Source organism: Cyanobacteria bacterium FACHB-DQ100, from assembly GCA_014695195.1.
Classification (GTDB): Bacteria; Cyanobacteriota; Cyanobacteriia; order Leptolyngbyales; family Leptolyngbyaceae; genus Leptolyngbya.
This window is the reverse complement of the sequence record JACJNW010000032.1, coordinates 131,013-147,546: the sequence shown is the minus strand read 5'-3', so window position 1 is coordinate 147,546 and position 16,534 is coordinate 131,013. Positions and strand designations below refer to the sequence as shown.

The window sequence follows — 16,534 nt, the reverse complement described above, 5'->3', positions numbered from 1 at the left end:
TGAGTTGGCTTTTTGCAACTCCACTCCTGATGATTAAGACACTCCGAATCAGTTGGTCTCCGATTCAGCGGCGTTTAACGCCTTATCTGTTTTTGTTGCCAGCGTTGATCGTGTTGGGGATTACGGTTTTCTATCCGGCACTGCAAGCGTTTTATTTCAGTTTTACGCGCTACGACTTGATCACAGAACCGCAGTGGATCGGGTGGGCAAATTTTAAGCGGTTGAGTACTGATCCGGTGTTTTGGCAGACGTTACGCAATACGATTTTGTATTTGGTCTGCGTGGTTCCGGTTCTGGCGATCGCACCTCTGGCTTTAGCGATTCTGGTCAATCAGAAGATTCGAGGAATTCGCTGGTTTCGAGTAGCGTACTATACGCCTGTGATCATTTCGATGGTGGTGGCGGGAATTGCTTGGAAGTGGTTGTACTCGGATAACGGATTGTTGAATCAGTTTTTACGAGCGATCGGTTTTGGAGGCGTGCCCTGGTTAACTGATCCAAATTGGGCGCTGTTTAGCGTGATGGCGGTGACGATTTGGAAAGGGTTGGGCTACTACATGGTGATTTATCTGGCAGGATTGCAGTCGATTCCGGCGGAATTATACGAAGCAGCAGCGATCGAGGGTTCAGACGGCATTCGCAAGCACTGGGATATTACTCTGCCGTTGATGCAGCCTTATTTGTTGTTAGTTGCGGTGATTTCTGCAATTTCTGCAACGAAAGTGTTTGAAGAAATATTCATCATGACGCAAGGCGGCCCGTTGAATAGTTCTAAAACCATCGTGTTTTACGTGTATGAGCAGGCGTTCACAAAACTAGAAATTAGCTATGCCTGTACAATCGGGCTTGTGATGTTTTTGATGATTTTAGTTTTGTCGATCGTGCGGTTAGCGGTGCAGCGTTCTACCGATGCGGAAAGCTTAAACGAAACAAAGCTATAGTCAAGCTTTAACTTTCCGAATCCTTTGAAACAGCATTTGTCTCAAGGATTTGGGTACCAGCGAAAGTGCTAATCCAGCATAAGCTTTTGGAACTGAAGCAGATTTGCCAAATTGCACTAATTCCCGTCCGCGCTTTGTTTCACCCATTTCGATCAATCTCAGTCCAAGTAACAATTGCGTTTCGGCTAAGCGCGATCGCCGGATCTGCTCTAATTCTGACGTAAACTGAAAATTCTCTAAATAACGCAGCTTGTCTTTGAGATAAGGAATGGCACGATCGATGCCTTGCTGCTCTGGATGTACTCGATATTCCATTAAGCGTTGTGGCAAGTAATAACCCTGCTTTCCGTCAATTGCTAATCGCACAAATAAATCATTATCTTCACAGTTTTGAATATTTGGGCGCATATAATCTACATCTTGTAATGCTTGCATTCTAAAAAGCGTTGCACCAACTTGAAAACTCTGCTTCACAAATACGATTTCTAGAAGCGATCGCGGAATTCCTTCGGTCAATTCAGTTCTGCCCCATTTTTGCGAATTTTTATCCGTTTGTTCAAGGTCGCGCTGATTGTCGGAATTAATAATCCAGTGATCCGTTCCAACAAAGTCGATCCCTGAATTTTGATCAAGAATTTCACTCGTTTTTTCTAAAAACTCTGGGATGAGGCGATCATCATCATCGAATTTAATAAAATACTTCCCACTCGCAACTTCATAGCCCGATCGCATATTGTTGCTTTTGCCCACGTTGCGAGGATGTCGCACATATCGGACTCGCGGATCAGTGTGGCGCTGCATGATTTCTGGAGTTCCATCTTGAGAGCCGTCATCGCAGACGATCAACTCCCAATCCGAAATCGTTTGCGCGAAAACACTCTCGATCGCATAAGGCAGAAAGTGAGCGCGATTATACGTAGGAATGCAAACGCTAATTTTGGGCATACCGATAGGAGGTTAGTTTCTCTCAATATCGACACGATCGCCCCATGAATATCCTCATGTTGTCCACAACTTTCCCGTATCCCCCAACCAAAGGCGGGACGCAGGTTCGTACATTTCATTTGCTGAAGTATCTCAATCAAGCACATCACGTTACGCTTCTGACCCAGCGAAGCGAGGATGTTAGCGATGCAGAAATTGAAGCACTACGGGAATTTACGGGGAAATTAGTTGTATTTGAGAAACCGATTTCTCGATCGAATAAAGCGCAACGATTTTCAGAGTTTTTGATCGAAGGAACACCACCGAGTGTGCGATCAAACTATTCACCCCAGATGCAAGCTTGGATTGATCAGCACATCGATCAGTTTGATGTGATTACTTGTGAACATAGCGTTAACGAAATCTATCTCCGTCCAACATTCCAACAGAAAAAAATCGTAAACGTACATAGCTCAGTGTATGGATCTTGCAAGAATCAATTACAGACTGGAACTTCTGAGAATCAACTGCGCGATCGCATTAATCTACCGCTTCTGAAACGCTACGAGAAACGCTATTGTCGAAAATTTACCAACATTGTGGTGACAACTGACGACGATCGTACCCAACTCCAACGCTTTAATCCAAATGCCGATTTCACCGTGATTCCGAATGGAGTCGATTTCACGGCTTTTCCTTACCGCACCACTGATCCGGGTGGTCATCATCTGGTTTTCATTGGTGCAATGGATAATTTAGCGAATATTGATGCTGCAAAGTTTTTAAGTCTGGAAATCTTACCGCAGCTTCAATTGATTTATCCTGATGTTACGTTGTCGATCGTTGGCGCACGTCCAACCGCAGAAATTCAACAATTAGGTGAGCGCAAATTGGGTGAGCGCAAAAATATCATCGTTACCGGACGAGTTGAATCGATCGCAGATTACCTACACCAAGCAACAGTCTGTGTAATTCCAATGCGAACCGGATACGGAATTAAAAACAAAACACTTGAGGCAATGGCAGCCGGAACACCGATTGTATCGAGCGATCGAGGACTTGAAGGAGTACAATTCAACCGACCCATTCGGGCACTGCAAGCAAATACAGTGAGCGAATATGTTGCAGCAATTTCACGATTGTTTGGTGATCCAGCGTTACGATCGCAACTGTCCCAAAATGCACGATCGTTAATCGAAACCGAATACACTTGGGAACGCGCAGGACGGCAATATTTACAAGTCTTAGAGAGAAATTAGCTCGAAAACTCAAAAACGCATATACCATTCAAAGAAAGGGCAGTGTTTCAAATCGCGTTATGAAAGTGCAATTGCCAAAAATCGGTGCAATTCCCTGGAAGTCAGTCGGATCGAGTGTGGTAATCGTGACCGCAGCAGGTTTGGTTGCTTCTAGCATTTGGCTAAGTTTGCAATTCATCAAAGACCCGCGATCGGTCGCCTGGATGAATCAATACCTGCCCACAAACGCCAAAATCCCGATTAGCGCTTGGGACGATCCAAAAACGCTCCGAGAAATCCAAGCAGACCTAAGAAAAGCTGGCTTATTTGCAGGAGAACCAATCCGCATTGAAACGGCAATCAAAGCCAAATCAAACCAAACCGATTTGCTCATCCCGATCTATCGTCCTGATAAAAATGGCGGAGACGATCGCTTAACCGAACTCCGGGCTTATCAATTGGTGTTCAATCCAACCCCAAACAAACCCGAAGCCCTGCAGTTCGTCAATCAAATCGCAGTGCGGGAGCTACAGGAAGATTTTGTCACCGAACCTCTCATTCGCGCCCATGTGATCGATTCCGGTGTCGATCGATCTGTCCCGTTCACCACAGTTCAACGATTTGAAGACCGCGCGCCACGTAACGGGGCATGGCTCACCCTGAGCGGCAAGCTCCAGCAGGGGGACAAATCGATCGCTTACGGTCAGGTGGTTTACTACAATCCCATCACGACTGCGATGAGCGTGATGCTGTCTTGGACAAGTTCAACGGGCGAGTTTCCAACCTGGCAAGCGGCTTCAAAAGGTCGTCCGGCTGAGTTTGTAGTCAATCAAACCGTCGGACTAGAGCCAGATTTTCAGGTGTATCAACTGCGATCGGTGCAGCGAAAAAACATTCCGTTTCAGCTTCAGCCGATTTCACTCAGCCAAAGCGGACTGCGGCAAGAGAATGGAGCCTTTGTCGATGCGTTGTTCCTTGCCCGCAGTGGGTTATGGTCACCAGCACTTGAGTATATGCAGTCTGTCAAGCAGCAAGTTGGCAAAAACTGGACGATGACGGCTCAAGCTCAAATGGATCTCGTCGAGCGTCATGCCAAAGTGACCAAAGCACAAGCTGATCAGCCTTGGGCAAGTCCAGGACAGCAAGTGTTAGCCAACCTAATTGATGGACGCTGGGAACGCGCTGCCCAGTTTGTGCAGAACCCTGCAACCGATCGTGCTGAAATCCTGGATACGCTCAAATTGGATTCAGATCGAGTTCAGAAGCGTATTGATGCAGTGCTAAACCTAAATCCTGCTCGATCGGACGTGCAGCTTTGGGCAGCACTCCGACTCGCCGCACAACATGGCAAACCAAACGCGATCGCGTGGCTCAAGAAACAACCCCAAGATTCGAGCCTGCGTCGTGCCCAAGCACTGAAGCTACTGAATGATTTAGACTCGATGACGTTCGGAGCCACTACGCCTGCACCAACAACGATTTCCCAAGGCAGGAATTAACGATACTACTTTTCAAAAATGACAGGCTTCAAGTTTTACAGCCTGTCGTTGTAACAGTCTGAGTCCCTTCCCCAGAAAAAGAAAATCTTAAATTCAGAGAAAATCGCTCGCGATTTAGTTGAGAATAAGACCTATTATCAAAAAGACCGCCCTTTTCGGTATTGCTAGTTTGCAACACGATTCATGATTCACTGGTGTAAGGATAGATAGGTCATGACAAAGCTTTTGATTCATTCCCTGGTTTTAGCAGCAGGATTGGGACTTGCTTCTAACGCCACCGCATCTGAAATTAGCGTAGATTCAGAAATTAAGGTAAATTCAGCAAATCCAGCTGTTGCAGAACTGAGCAACGAGGAGCCTTTAGCGCAGGTGACATCGGTTTCGCAGCTTTCCGATGTCCGCCCGACAGATTGGGCATTTCAGGCGCTACAGTCTCTAGTTGAGCGCTATGGCTGTATCGCGGGTTATCCCGATCGTACCTTCCGAGGCAATCGTGCCACCACTCGATATGAATTTGCAGCCGGATTGAATGCCTGCCTCAATCGCATTAATGAACTGATCGCCGCTTCCACCGCAGATTTAGTCAAAAAAGAAGACCTCGCCACGCTGCAAAAACTGCAAGAACAATTTGCCGCAGAACTCGCAACCCTGCGGGGTCGGGTCGATTCGCTGGAAGCTCGCACGACTACGCTGGAAAAACAACAATTTTCAACCACCACAAAGCTCAATGCCGAAGTCGTTTTAGGTATCACCGGAGCCGCCGCAGGACGCGATTTTATTCGACGTGAGTTTGATCCTGTGACCGGAACCAGTACCGAAGTGCTCGATCGCGTCTCCCGCAATACGATCGTCGGCAATCGTATCCGCTTGAACTTCGACACCAGCTTCACCGGACGCGACAACTTGAGAACCCGTCTGCAAGCGGCAAACCTTTCTGCGCTTCCTGCCAGCGTGAGTGGCGACCAACTGACCACCGAAGGGGCGTTGAGATTTGCAGGGGGTGATAATAATGAAGTGGTGATCGATGCTTTGAACTATACGTTTCCGATCGGAGAAAACACGACCGTTGTGGTCGAAGCGAATGCAGGTGCGATCGATGACTTTACCGATACATTGAATCCTTATCTTGATGGAGATGGTGGTTCAGGCGCATTGTCGCACTTCGGCACACGCAACTCGATTTACTATCTAGGCAACGGTACCGCCGGAACCGGCCTCGGACTGCGCCATAAGTTCGGCGATGCTCTAGAACTGAGTTTAGGCTATCTCTCAGGTGAGCCAAATTCTCCCGCAGCCGGAGACGGCTTATTTAACGGTTCTTACGGTGCGCTGGCTCAACTCACCTTCCGTCCGACTGAACGACTGGGAATCGGTTTGACTTACATTCACGCTTACAACGTCGATTTTGCAGGAAACGGCTCGGTAGGTAGCACTCGTGCAAATTTCCGCTCTCTCGGCGACACAGGCTTCTTAGCCAACAATGTGCCTACTTCGGCGAATGCTTACGGCATCTCGGCAACCTTCCAACTTGCGCCGCAGCTTGTACTTAATGGTGCAGTCGGCTACACGAATGCTCAATCGTTACAGCCTGGACAGCGGGGGACATTGGACATCTGGAACTGGTCAGTCGGTTTAGCGGTTCCTGACTTTCTCAAAAAAGGCAGCGTTGCCGGGGTGATTGTGGGGATGGAACCGAAAGTTACCGGAGCGCGGGGAACATTCGGATCTGCGGTGGGACGCGATCGCAGCACCTCACTCCATGTTGAAGGCTTCTATCAATATCAACTCAATGACAACATTGCGATTACACCCGGAATTATTTGGCTAACGGCTCCGAATCATGACGATCGCAACGATGACATTGTGATTGGAACAATCCGAACCACTTTCACGTTCTAAGGTGCAAAAAAACGATCGGAGGATTGATAAGCTCCGATCGTTTTTGATCAGTTCAATGGTTCGCTATTCTCCAGTAACGGATAGTTCGTCTACCCAAACTCTCGGAGCAACCCCTGAGCCTGTAAATTCCGTCTCTTTCTCGACATAGATAATCGACTTCAGCACTTCCCGAATGTCACCTGCAACGGTAGCAGATTCAATGCTGGTACGCTTTCCATTCTGAATCAGCCAACCATCAAACGGCAGCGAGAACGAACCTTGCAGCGCTTGAACTCCCGCATGAAGCGCACTCAGATCATCAATCAGAATTAGATTGTCTGCATTCTCTAAGCTATATTCCTGCGCTGCGGGTTCACCCGCATAGACATGAAAGAAATGCGGACTGACTGTAACCTTTGCGCCCATGTTTGCGTGTCCAGTGGGCTGTGCATTCATCCGTTTTGCTGTGCCTGCACTATGTAGGAAGTTCGACAACACGCCATTTTTGATCAATGGAATGGCACGAGTCGGAGTTCCCTCGCCATCAAATGCTTCTGCACCAATGTTTTCAGGATGTAGGGCATTGTCATTTAAGCACAGGAGCGGAGAGGCGATCGTTGTGCCCAAAGATTCAACAGTAGAGAGACTTTGGTTATCTAAGATGCTCTGAGCATTAAACAAGTTAGAAAACGCACCAATCAAGCTCAAGAAGGCTTCTGGTGAAAACACGATGCGATATTTGCCTGTTTTTACTTTGTCATAGTTCAAATGACTGATTGTTTTCTCTGCTGCTTCTTTCAAACAGCCTTCAACATCCAGCTTTTCGATTCCAGGGCTGACGCGAAAAGCTCCTGCACTACGAGGTTTTCTGCCTTCTTCTTCGGTTTTGGTGTAGAGATACATTGACGCATAAGAATGCGCTTCATGCCGTAATGCACCTTGACTGTTGAGATAGAAGCGATCGATATCCCGCTGCGCCAAACCATTGTAGGGAACACCGACGATCGCAGGATGCGCCGATAGTAGTTCTTTCTCTGCGTGAATCAATGTTTCTAACAATTGCGACACCGGAGCTTGCGGCAGATGCTCACTGTTCACATCCGCTGTTTTCGCCGTTGCTTCAGGACTAAAATCCGGTGCATTGTCTTTCACGCCAAAGTAACTTGCTTCTTTAGCCGTCTTCAAAGCAAGCTCTAAGCCGATCGAATCAACATCGGTTGTCGAAGTTACACCTACACTGTGTTCTTCGTTCCACACGCGCACCGTTACGCCCGATCGTTGTGAAGCCTTCATTTGCTGCGGCTCACCTTGATCGACCTGCACGCTGGTTTCATCGATCGATGAACCATAGATATCAAACTTCTCAATTCCGAGTTTCTTTGCAGCTTCTTGTGCTGCGGCTGCAATGTCTTGAACCTTTGCCATTTGTTTAGCGCCTATTGTGCAGAAATAAATCTCTTTAATTACTTCGGGTTTGCTCCCTAAATCCCCAATCAGAAACTTTGAACAAAATGCTTTAACCTCCTGAGAAGCACCACTAATACCAGATTGATTTGTGGATGCGACAGATTCTCGCCCCCTAAATCCCCCAGAATGGGGGACTTTGAGTATGATCTGTCGCATTCTATGTTTAATTCGGTATAAGCTTTAACGCCAAGAATGCTCCTACAGTCGATCGATTCCTTTATCTCAAAGTCCCCACTGGTGGGGGATTTAGGGGGCAACAACCCACCCAAAACGAAGCAATTTGCCCTTATCGACCACCCACGGTGATCGAATCGACCTTCAGGTGCGGCTGTCCAACGGTCACATAAACGCTACCGCTCACCGAACCACAGAACCCTGCCGCCAAGCCTAGATCCTTAGAACACATGGAAATCTTATTCATGATGTCCACTGCTTCTCCGATCAGCGTTGCACCTTTGAGCGGTTTGGTCACTTTGCCGTTTTCGATCAAATACGCTTCATCAACTGCAAAGTTGAACTGGCCGGTAGGCCCAACACTACCGCCACCCATTTTCTTGCAGTAGATGCCTTTCTCGATCGACGCAAACAAGTCATCGATCTCATACTCTCCCGGTGCAATGTAGGTGTTCCGCATCCGACTGGCTGCTGCGAAAGTGTATCCTTGACGGCGACCGCTGCCAGTTCTTGGATGCCCAGTTCTCACCGAACCTGCACGATCGGAAATAAAGTTCTTCAAAATGCCATTCTCAATCAGCAACGTGCGCTGAGCGGGCATTCCTTCATCATCCATGTCGATCGTTCCAAACGCATCCGATGTAATGCCTTCATCCCAAGCAGTGAGATTTTCGTGTGCGATCTTCTCGCCTTTCTTCTCAGCAAACGGAGTCGTCTTGCGTTCGATCTGCGTCGTTTCGAGCAAGTGTCCACACGCTTCATGGAAAATCACGCCGCCGAATTCGTTTGCCATGATGATCGGATAGTTGCCCGACTCAACATAATCCGCATACAGCATCTTCGCGGCAGAATCTGCTACTTCTTCCGCATCGTTCGCGTAATTCCAATTTCTGAGAAAATCTGGCTCACTGGTGCTACCGACACGCTTATTGATCGACGATCGATTCGTTCCCTCGGCGCACAGCAAGCTATATCCAACCGACTGCGTTAAACGAATGTCCCGCGCAAACGTGCCATCGCTCGCAGCAACTAACACTTCTTGCCAATCGCGGAAATACACAGCGCGGCGCGATTGAACGTGATTTGCTTTCTGCAAGAGCGATCCGTTTGCCGCAAGCAGCACATCGCCCATTTCCCGCATCGAACTCGACTGACCGAGCCACGCTTCTTTGCCCTTCTTCGTCGCGTAATCGCGCAGCAGTTCGAGATGAATTTCTGGGATAAACGAATTGGGAGACGGCAAGTGCAACCCCATGATCGACAAGCCCTTCTCTAATGCTGCTTTCAGACCGTTAAACGACAAGTCATTCGTCGAAACGTAACAGTCTGCTTTGCCACGAAACACCCGCACCCCTGCACCCGTTGCCAATCGAGGCGAAATGCTGGTAATCGCGTCGTCTTCTGCCATACAGCTAATGTAGTTGACGCGCTCTAAGAAAAATTCGATAAAGTCTGCCCCGGCTGCCCGTCCAAGTCCAAGCAAAATCGACAACGGTGCTTCCCACGTTTCATCGAAGCGATCGGGAGCATAGGTATAGTTCAAGCTGGGTAGCTCTTTGGAGATCAAAAGAGTCGGTGATTGCATTAAGCAAGCCTCGTGCGTATTCGGGGTGGTTTTCGTTTATTGTAGCGAAGCCGTTCCGTTTCCGGGATCTCTGCGCTTTGGGGGGAGACCGTACTCTGTAGGGGCGATCGCGAACAGAAGGGTCACGTATGGAGTGTCGAGTTCACAGGATCTTTAGAAAGATTTCACTGATTTTGTCTGACAAGCCAGTAAATCTGCTGAAGGACTAACTGGTTCTCTAAAAATCATGGAGGCATTCCATGCGTGATCTTCTCGCTCTGACCAGCCTAGCCTGTTGGCTTATCCTCATGATTTGGGTCTATCGCAATTCGCCCGAATGGTTTTTTGTCCCCTTTTTCTTCGTGGCAACCCTTCTGTACCTCCGTCTATTGGAACCCGGAAAAAGCTCGTAGAGTTGGCGTTTGCTTGATAGCCTGAGAGTGCTGTGATTGGAATTGAGGTTGTGAATTCTCCACGCACGAAGTTAGACACCAGGCTAGAACAAATCCACCGCACGATCGTCACGGCTGCACAAATGAGATCGATCGAGCAGCGCCTATTTGATGCGGGAATGCCCGTTACCGCACTGATGGAAAAGGTTGCTGGAAGGCTGAGCGATCGCATTGTCAGCCTGTATCCTTCTGCTTGCAAAGTTGGAGTTCTCGTCGGGTCAGGGCATAACGGCGGAGATGCCTTAGTGGTGGCGCGAGAACTGCACTTTCGAGGGTATGACGTGCGATTGTGCTGTCCCTTCTCTCGCTGCAAAGAGCTAACCACCAGTCACCTACAGTACGCAAAAAGTTTAGGCATTCCTTGTGACGCAGAAATCGACAGTTTGCGATCGTCTGACTTTTTAATTGATGGCTTATTTGGCTTTGGGCTAACCCGATCGCTCGAAGCCCCGATTTCTACAATGGTTGATTCTGTCAATGAATGGAATTTACCGATCGTCAGCATTGATCTGCCATCAGGACTGCACACCGATACAGGTCGCCCCCTTAGAGCCGCAATCCGAGCCACTCACACGCTCTGTCTCGGCTTATGGAAACTCGGCTTACTGCAAGATCATGCCTTGGAGTTTGTCGGTCAAGCTGAATTAATTGATTTTGATATTCCCCTAACTGACATCGCTGCGGTGTTAGGCGATCCGCCCCAAATTCAACGAGTTACCTCAGCCTGGGCAATGTCCGCCTTACCGCTTCATCGTCCTGCCTCAACTCATAAATATAAGATGGGGCATTTGCTACTAATCTGCGGCTCTCGTCGATATGCAGGTGGAGCGCTACTAACTGGACTCGGCGCACGATCGAGCGGCGTGGGAATGCTGTCGATCGCCGTTCCCGAATCGCTCAAACCGACCCTTTCCGCTCAACTGCCCGAAGCCTTAATCATTGGTTGTCCTGAAACTAAATCCGGCGCGGTCGCCGAGCTTTCACAAATCGATTTGAGCGCATTTGATGCAATCGCTTGCGGCCCCGGATTAACGCTCGATGCCGCTGCGATCGTCGGTCAGGTTTTAGCGTCCGATCGCGCAGTCGTGCTCGATGCCGATGGATTAAATGCTTTAGCGCAATTTGGAACCGTTCCGACTCTTCAAAAGCGCCAAGCTGCAACGATTCTTACACCGCATCTCGGCGAGTTTAACCGCTTATTTCCGGATCTTGCGGTTGAATGTCGAGTGACTGCGGTTCAGCAAGCGGCAAAATCAACAGGTGCAATCGTACTGCTTAAGGGAGCAAGAATTGCGATCGCATCTCCCGAAGCGCAAACAAGAATTAACCCAAAGAGTACCCCAGCGCTTGCCCGTGGCGGTAGCGGCGATGTCTTGACCGGACTACTCGGCGGACTCCTGGCACAAAATCTTGCAGATCAGCCTCCAATTCCGCTGCTCGGTCTGACTCAGACTGCTGCCTGGTGGCATGCTGAAGCAGGCATTCTCGCGGCTCAAAACCGCACAGAGCTTGGAGTTGATGCCCATACGTTGACTCAATTTCTGATTCCAGCCCTAGTAAGTCAACAACAAAAAACATTTTTTTAATTCGAGATTCGCTCTTGCTCACAATCCTGTGCTACTATATATAACTGTGAATGGCAAGGGTCGATGCCCGAGTGGTTAATGGGGGCGGACTGTAAATCCGCTGGCTACGCCTACGCTGGTTCAAATCCAGCTCGGCCCATATTCACAAGTGCGATGGTTTTCATCGCCTTCCGCCCGTGTGGCTCAGTGGTAGAGCACACCCTTGGTAAGGGTGAGGTCACGAGTTCAATCCTCGTCACGGGCTTTCGCAGAAACCTCTCATTGAGAGGTTTCTGTCGTTTTTGCATTAACTTCTGATAGTGTCCTACTCTCAGCAAAAGACAATTTTGGGGACTTATGATTTTGGGAACTTCTTGAGAAGTTTAGACCCAACGTTGGTAGAGAACTGGTAGACGACAATTAGACGAATAAAAGCGCAGCGCAATCCTGAATAAGAGCGCGACCACTGGTGGACAGGAATGGGACAACTGCTGCGTTCTTGAACTATTTTTATCTCACTTTGTCACGGTTGCTCATCGCACTTGTTGATGGCAATCGTTATCCTGAGACAGTGGCTATCTTGCTTCTTGCCCATGAGCAAATCGCGTTTTTACCAATCTTCTAGCCTCAGACGCACGTGGAGGTTGGTCAATCTGATTCTACTAACGATCGGCTTTGTAATCCCAGTCGTTCAGGATCAAGAGTTCGGCATGATCAACTACTTGCACATTCTATTTGTGCTGGTGCTATTCCTACCCGGTGTGATTTTTCAAGCGATCGCGATCCCCGGAAAGCTACCAGGACTTCTCCTTTACGCGGGAGGCTTGGTTAGTCTCGTTAGTCTTTTGGTCTATCTGCTTTTGGGGATCATGACATTCGGCTTGCAGAGTTCATCCGTGCTGAAAGAAAGCCGAAGAAGAAACCTGCAATCCTTGCTGCTCATCACCCTGAGTGGAATTGGAGTCTTTGCCATATTGTTTCTTTGGCAGGAACATCTGGCTCATGGGGCCGCGATCATGGTTGTGGGTCTCATTTCCTGCTGGATACTAGAGTGGCTCGAACTCCAATCAGCAAAACTAAGACAAAAGCGCTAGGAGTCCGATCGCGCCTGCAAGAATTCTGACTCCAATTTGAGGGCACAGAATGCACCAGTCACAGGTTTTGGAGCTTGAAGATTGGGGATCACTGGGGGAGACGCGATCGCCGATGCGATCGGATGCACCAACAGCGTGATCAAACAAGAACAACTTGCTAACAAAAATAACTCTAATCGCTTGGTCTTCATTCTTCTGACTATTCGCACAATGGGCAATCTGCTCTGCCACGATAACAAAATTTCGCCAGAATGATGCGCTTGTGTTGCAAATCTGGTAACGAGCGAGACCGTTCAAATTAAGGCGTGAGTCGTTCTTCTACCTAAGCTTGACTTAGAGAAAGACTGGTACTAAACTACTAATGGCGATCGGTGAGCATTCCGAACCTGCTTACATAGCCTTAGTTCTGTCCCTTCACGATTCCACTCAACCTGGTCAAACACTTGATACAGAATGTACAAACCTCGTCCAGATTCGCCTTCATGCTGAGGAAGGTGTTCTTCTGCCTCTTCTACACAGCAGCATTCAGGCGCTTCAAATCCAGATCCCTGATCTGAAATAATCCACCAGTATTCGTCAGCAACCATTGAAAACTGAATCAGGACTTTTTTGCAGGGATCAAGGCAGTTTCCATGCTTTGCGGCGTTGACAAGAGCTTCCTGCAATCCCAACCTCACCTCGGCTTTCCAGCGGGCGGGAACTTTTGACAGCAGAAGATCAAGAATCGGAAGAAGATACAGCGTTGAAGGAAAGCTGACCGTATTCCAATTGCGTCCAACCGGACGAGGAGACATCGCAATCACTCGGAGAACTCCGTTGCTTTCAAATGGATCAACACATAGATCATTTAGCAATTGCACGTGGAAAAACTGGGTTGCTTCTAGAGAAATCAGCTTGGTACTGATTGAAGAACCTTAGAGTTTTTATCCTGCTTTACCGTCAATCCTGTACCTAAAAGAGTTAAGCAACCTTGTTATAAATTCGCAAATTTATTGAGGCTTTGCAGAAGCGAAACGCGCTCTGTATGCCTATGTCTTCATCCTATACCAAAATACGAGGGCTGAGACACGAATTTTTACTCATCTTTCTGTCATCGTCGCCGATAAACTCTTTCTTCTAATCGTCGAAAATCCTGGTCAATTTCCGCCCAAAGCCGCCGATTGTGGGGATCAGTGCGGAGAGCCTTTTTCAGGTAAAGCCGCGCTTTTTCATAGTTGCGCTCCTGAATGAGATGTTGTGCCCAGCGGTGATAAGTAATCGCTTGCCATTGGCGTACATCGGGGTGATCTGGGAAGCGCTGGGCAAGTCCTTCCACTAGCGCGATCGCCCGTGGGAATTTCTTCAGCTTGAAGAAATCCTGCAATTGCTCGTAGGAGGTTTGTAGCAATTGGCGATCGATCAGGGAAAGTTCGGGTGCGGTTTGGGGATGAGTTACTTTAATGGTCACTTTAGGGGGTTCTGCCGATTGGGGTTCTGCCGATGGTGCTTCAGTAGGGTCGGGCGGCTTCTCAGCGATGATCCCCAATAAAAACTGGTACGCCTCGGTGATGCGAATGAAGCGTTCTTTGGCGCGATCGTCCTCCGGATTCATGTCCGGGTGTAATTGCCGCGCTAGTTTACGGTAGGCAGCTTTGATGTCTTCGTGAGTTGCTCCCGTCCTTAGCCCTAACAGTCGGTAAGAATCAGCAATATTCATAGATACAAAAAAAAGGGCAGAACTTATTGCATTCTGCCACTTCTTTATCAAATTGGTGTAGCGTGTGTTTGACGATTAGACCGTTTCGATGACGCGATCGATCAGTCCGTATTCTTTCGCTTCTGCGGCGGACATAAAGTAATCGCGATCGGTGTCTTTTTCGATCTTCTCAAGCGGTTGTCCGGTGCGGTCTGACAGCATTCCATTCAACTGGTGCCGCATCCGAATAATTTCTCTAGCTTCGATCTCGATGTCGGTCGCTTGTTGTCGTCCGGTTCCACCCAAGGGTTGGTGAATCATGATTCGAGAGTGCGGCAGTGCAACGCGCTTTCCTTTGCTGCCAGCGGCGAGAAGAAAGGCTCCCATTGAAGCAGCAAGCCCGACACAGATTGTGATCACTTCGGATTTAATGTGCTGCATCGTGTCGTAGATCGCCATTCCTGCGGTGACTGATCCCCCAGGAGAATTGATATACAACTGGATCGGTTTGGTCGGATCTTCGGAATCGAGATAGAGCATGATTGCCACGATCTGATTCGCGATATTGTCATCGACATCTTGGCTTAAGAAGATAATCCGCTCTAAGCTTAAGCGCTGATAAATATCGATCCATTGCTCGTATGAGCTACCCGGTAAACGATACGGGACTTTTGGAGTTCCAATTGGCATAAGACAATCTCTTGATTAAACGAGGGCGGGCAATTGTTTGGGTAACTCTTTAGTGCTGGTGAGAACCCGATCGATCAGTCCATAGTCTTTTGCTTCCTGAGCGGTGAGATAGAAGCGTCGATCGAGATCTTTGCTGAGTTTTTCGACAGTGTGACCAGTGTTGAGCGACAGAATTTGCAGGAAGGTTGCACGATCGGCAAGTACCTTTTGGGCATCGACTTGAATATCGGTTGCTTGTCCTCGCGATCGTCCATACTGCGGAGATAAAACAATCTCTGCATTCGGTAAGCTCAGGCGCGATCCCTTTGTACCGGATGACAGCAGCAACACTGCACTACTCGCTGCCATGCCCATACAAATCGTATGCACCGGCGCTTTGATGTACTGCATTGTGTCGTAGATCGCCATGCTTGCCGCTAACGAGGACACACCGCCACCGATCCGCTCACCATACGAATTGATGTACAGATAAATCGGCTTGGTTGCGTCTTCTGAATGGAGATACAACAGTAGCGCAACAATGCTATTCGCAGTATTGTCATCAATCTCGCCATCGAGAAAGATAATCCGCTCGAATGCCATGCGGGTGTAGATATCGACCCACTGCACATATTGGCTACCGGGAAGACGGTAAGGAACTTGCATAAGGCTCAGTGAGGGGGTGAATTAAGTCAAAGCGGCAACAGGTTTGGGCAGTTGCTTGGTACTTTCGAGAACTCGATCGATCAGTCCATATTCTTTCGCTTCTTGCGGTGTCATATAGAAGGTGCGATCGGTGTCTTTAACGATTTTCTCGATCGGTTGTCCAGTGTTCTTAGACAGGATGTCGAGGATTGCAGCTCGGTTTTCTAGAACTTCTTTCGCCCGGATCTGGATATCGGTTGCTTGTCCGCGTGTTCCCGATTTCGGTTGGTTGAGAACGATCGTCGCGTGCGGCAGACTTGCGCGGAATCCCTTGGTTCCCGCCGAGAGAATCATTGCGGCTGTACCAACCGCCTGCCCGATACAAATCGTATGCACCGGAGGCTTGATGTAGCTAAGGGTGTCGCAGACTGCAAACGCTTCGGTTTCAAACCCGATCGTTTCACCTTCCCAGGAAGTTCCGGTTGAGTTGATGTAGAAATAAATCGGCTTTTCCGGATCGTCGAATTGCAGATACAGCAGTTGCGCGATGATCAATCGGGTGTAATCTTGGTTGGGGTTTCTACGATATTCATCGATCGAGTGCAGGGGGCCGCCAAGATAAACAATGCGCTCTTTCAGCATCAGAGATGCTAAATCGGGTGGGGGCGTGCGGTAAGAGGCATCGCCATAATAATTTGAGGACTGAACAGCCTTAATCGGTGATTCCATAGCAGTTGCCTGAAACAATT

The 16,534-nt window shown here is 48.6% G+C and carries 15 protein-coding genes and 2 tRNA genes; 8 read left to right on the top strand and 9 right to left on the bottom strand.

The genetic code is table 11. The features are described from left to right. The first annotated feature begins 29 nt into the window (after positions 1 to 29). A complete protein-coding gene (locus H6F51_17765; protein MBD1824320.1) occupies positions 30 to 941 on the top strand; it encodes a sugar ABC transporter permease in 912 nt (303 codons plus the stop codon). On the opposite strand, the gene H6F51_17760 is transcribed toward H6F51_17765, so the two are convergent. Continuing rightward, positions 942 to 1,886 carry a glycosyltransferase family 2 protein gene (locus tag H6F51_17760; GenBank protein ID MBD1824319.1) on the bottom strand — a complete coding sequence of 315 codons (945 nt, stop codon included), beginning with the start codon at positions 1,884 to 1,886 and terminating at the stop codon, positions 942 to 944. Between the two features lie 44 nt (positions 1,887 to 1,930). Between H6F51_17760 and H6F51_17755 the strand changes: the two genes are divergently transcribed. The 3 genes from H6F51_17755 (at position 1,931) to H6F51_17745 (ending at position 6,501) form a co-directional block, all read left to right on the top strand. Continuing rightward, positions 1,931 to 3,124 carry a glycosyltransferase gene (locus H6F51_17755; protein ID MBD1824318.1) on the top strand — a complete coding sequence of 398 codons (1,194 nt, stop codon included), beginning with the start codon at positions 1,931 to 1,933 and terminating at the stop codon, positions 3,122 to 3,124. Between the two features lie 59 nt (positions 3,125 to 3,183). Further along, positions 3,184 to 4,602: a hypothetical protein gene (locus tag H6F51_17750; GenBank protein MBD1824317.1), complete on the top strand. Its 1,419-nt coding sequence runs from the start codon at positions 3,184 to 3,186 to the stop codon at positions 4,600 to 4,602. A 213-nt stretch (positions 4,603 to 4,815) separates the two neighbouring features. Then, positions 4,816 to 6,501, top strand: a complete 1,686-nt coding sequence (locus tag H6F51_17745) for an iron uptake porin (GenBank protein ID MBD1824316.1) — start codon at positions 4,816 to 4,818, stop codon at positions 6,499 to 6,501. Positions 6,502 to 6,564: 63 nt separating this feature from the next. On the opposite strand, the gene H6F51_17740 is transcribed toward H6F51_17745, so the two are convergent. Together H6F51_17740 and H6F51_17735 are read right to left on the bottom strand one after the other, a co-directional pair. Next, positions 6,565 to 7,905: a TldD/PmbA family protein gene (locus H6F51_17740; GenBank protein ID MBD1824315.1), complete on the bottom strand. Its 1,341-nt coding sequence runs from the start codon at positions 7,903 to 7,905 to the stop codon at positions 6,565 to 6,567. A 328-nt stretch (positions 7,906 to 8,233) separates the two neighbouring features. After that, complete coding sequence (locus H6F51_17735) at positions 8,234 to 9,706, bottom strand: TldD/PmbA family protein (GenBank protein ID MBD1824314.1); 1,473 nt, start codon at positions 9,704 to 9,706, stop codon at positions 8,234 to 8,236. Between the two features lie 514 nt (positions 9,707 to 10,220). On the opposite strand from H6F51_17735, the gene H6F51_17730 reads away from it, so the two are divergent. The 4 genes from H6F51_17730 (at position 10,221) to H6F51_17715 (ending at position 12,796) form a co-directional block, all read left to right on the top strand. Then, positions 10,221 to 11,723, top strand: a complete 1,503-nt coding sequence (locus H6F51_17730) for an NAD(P)H-hydrate dehydratase (GenBank protein MBD1824313.1) — start codon at positions 10,221 to 10,223, stop codon at positions 11,721 to 11,723. A 57-nt stretch (positions 11,724 to 11,780) separates the two neighbouring features. Continuing rightward, positions 11,781 to 11,862: transfer RNA gene (locus tag H6F51_17725), tRNA-Tyr, on the top strand. A gap of 33 nt (positions 11,863 to 11,895) precedes the next feature. Continuing rightward, a tRNA-Thr gene (locus tag H6F51_17720) sits at positions 11,896 to 11,967 on the top strand. A gap of 328 nt (positions 11,968 to 12,295) precedes the next feature. Next, positions 12,296 to 12,796, top strand: a complete 501-nt coding sequence (locus tag H6F51_17715; protein MBD1824312.1) for a hypothetical protein — start codon at positions 12,296 to 12,298, stop codon at positions 12,794 to 12,796. Here H6F51_17715 and H6F51_17710 read toward each other — a convergent pair. From H6F51_17710 to H6F51_17685, 6 genes are all read right to left on the bottom strand, one after another. Next, a complete protein-coding gene (locus tag H6F51_17710; protein ID MBD1824311.1) occupies positions 12,793 to 12,987 on the bottom strand; it encodes a hypothetical protein in 195 nt (64 codons plus the stop codon). The genes H6F51_17715 and H6F51_17710 overlap by 4 nt on opposite strands. Before the next feature lie 159 nt (positions 12,988 to 13,146). After that, positions 13,147 to 13,599, bottom strand: a complete 453-nt coding sequence (locus H6F51_17705) for an ATP-binding protein (GenBank protein MBD1824310.1) — start codon at positions 13,597 to 13,599, stop codon at positions 13,147 to 13,149. Between the two features lie 287 nt (positions 13,600 to 13,886). Then, positions 13,887 to 14,492, bottom strand: a complete 606-nt coding sequence (locus H6F51_17700) for a DnaJ domain-containing protein (protein ID MBD1824309.1) — start codon at positions 14,490 to 14,492, stop codon at positions 13,887 to 13,889. Positions 14,493 to 14,567: 75 nt separating this feature from the next. Next, the gene (locus H6F51_17695; GenBank protein MBD1824308.1) at positions 14,568 to 15,161 is read right to left on the bottom strand and encodes an ATP-dependent Clp protease proteolytic subunit; all 594 of its coding nucleotides are present in this window, start codon (positions 15,159 to 15,161) and stop codon (positions 14,568 to 14,570) included. A 15-nt stretch (positions 15,162 to 15,176) separates the two neighbouring features. After that, entirely contained in the window at positions 15,177 to 15,806 is a 630-nt protein-coding gene (locus tag H6F51_17690; GenBank protein ID MBD1824307.1) for an ATP-dependent Clp protease proteolytic subunit, read from the bottom strand. A 21-nt stretch (positions 15,807 to 15,827) separates the two neighbouring features. Beyond that, positions 15,828 to 16,514, bottom strand: a complete 687-nt coding sequence (locus H6F51_17685; GenBank protein MBD1824306.1) for an ATP-dependent Clp protease proteolytic subunit — start codon at positions 16,512 to 16,514, stop codon at positions 15,828 to 15,830. Positions 16,515 to 16,534: the final 20 nt, after the last annotated feature.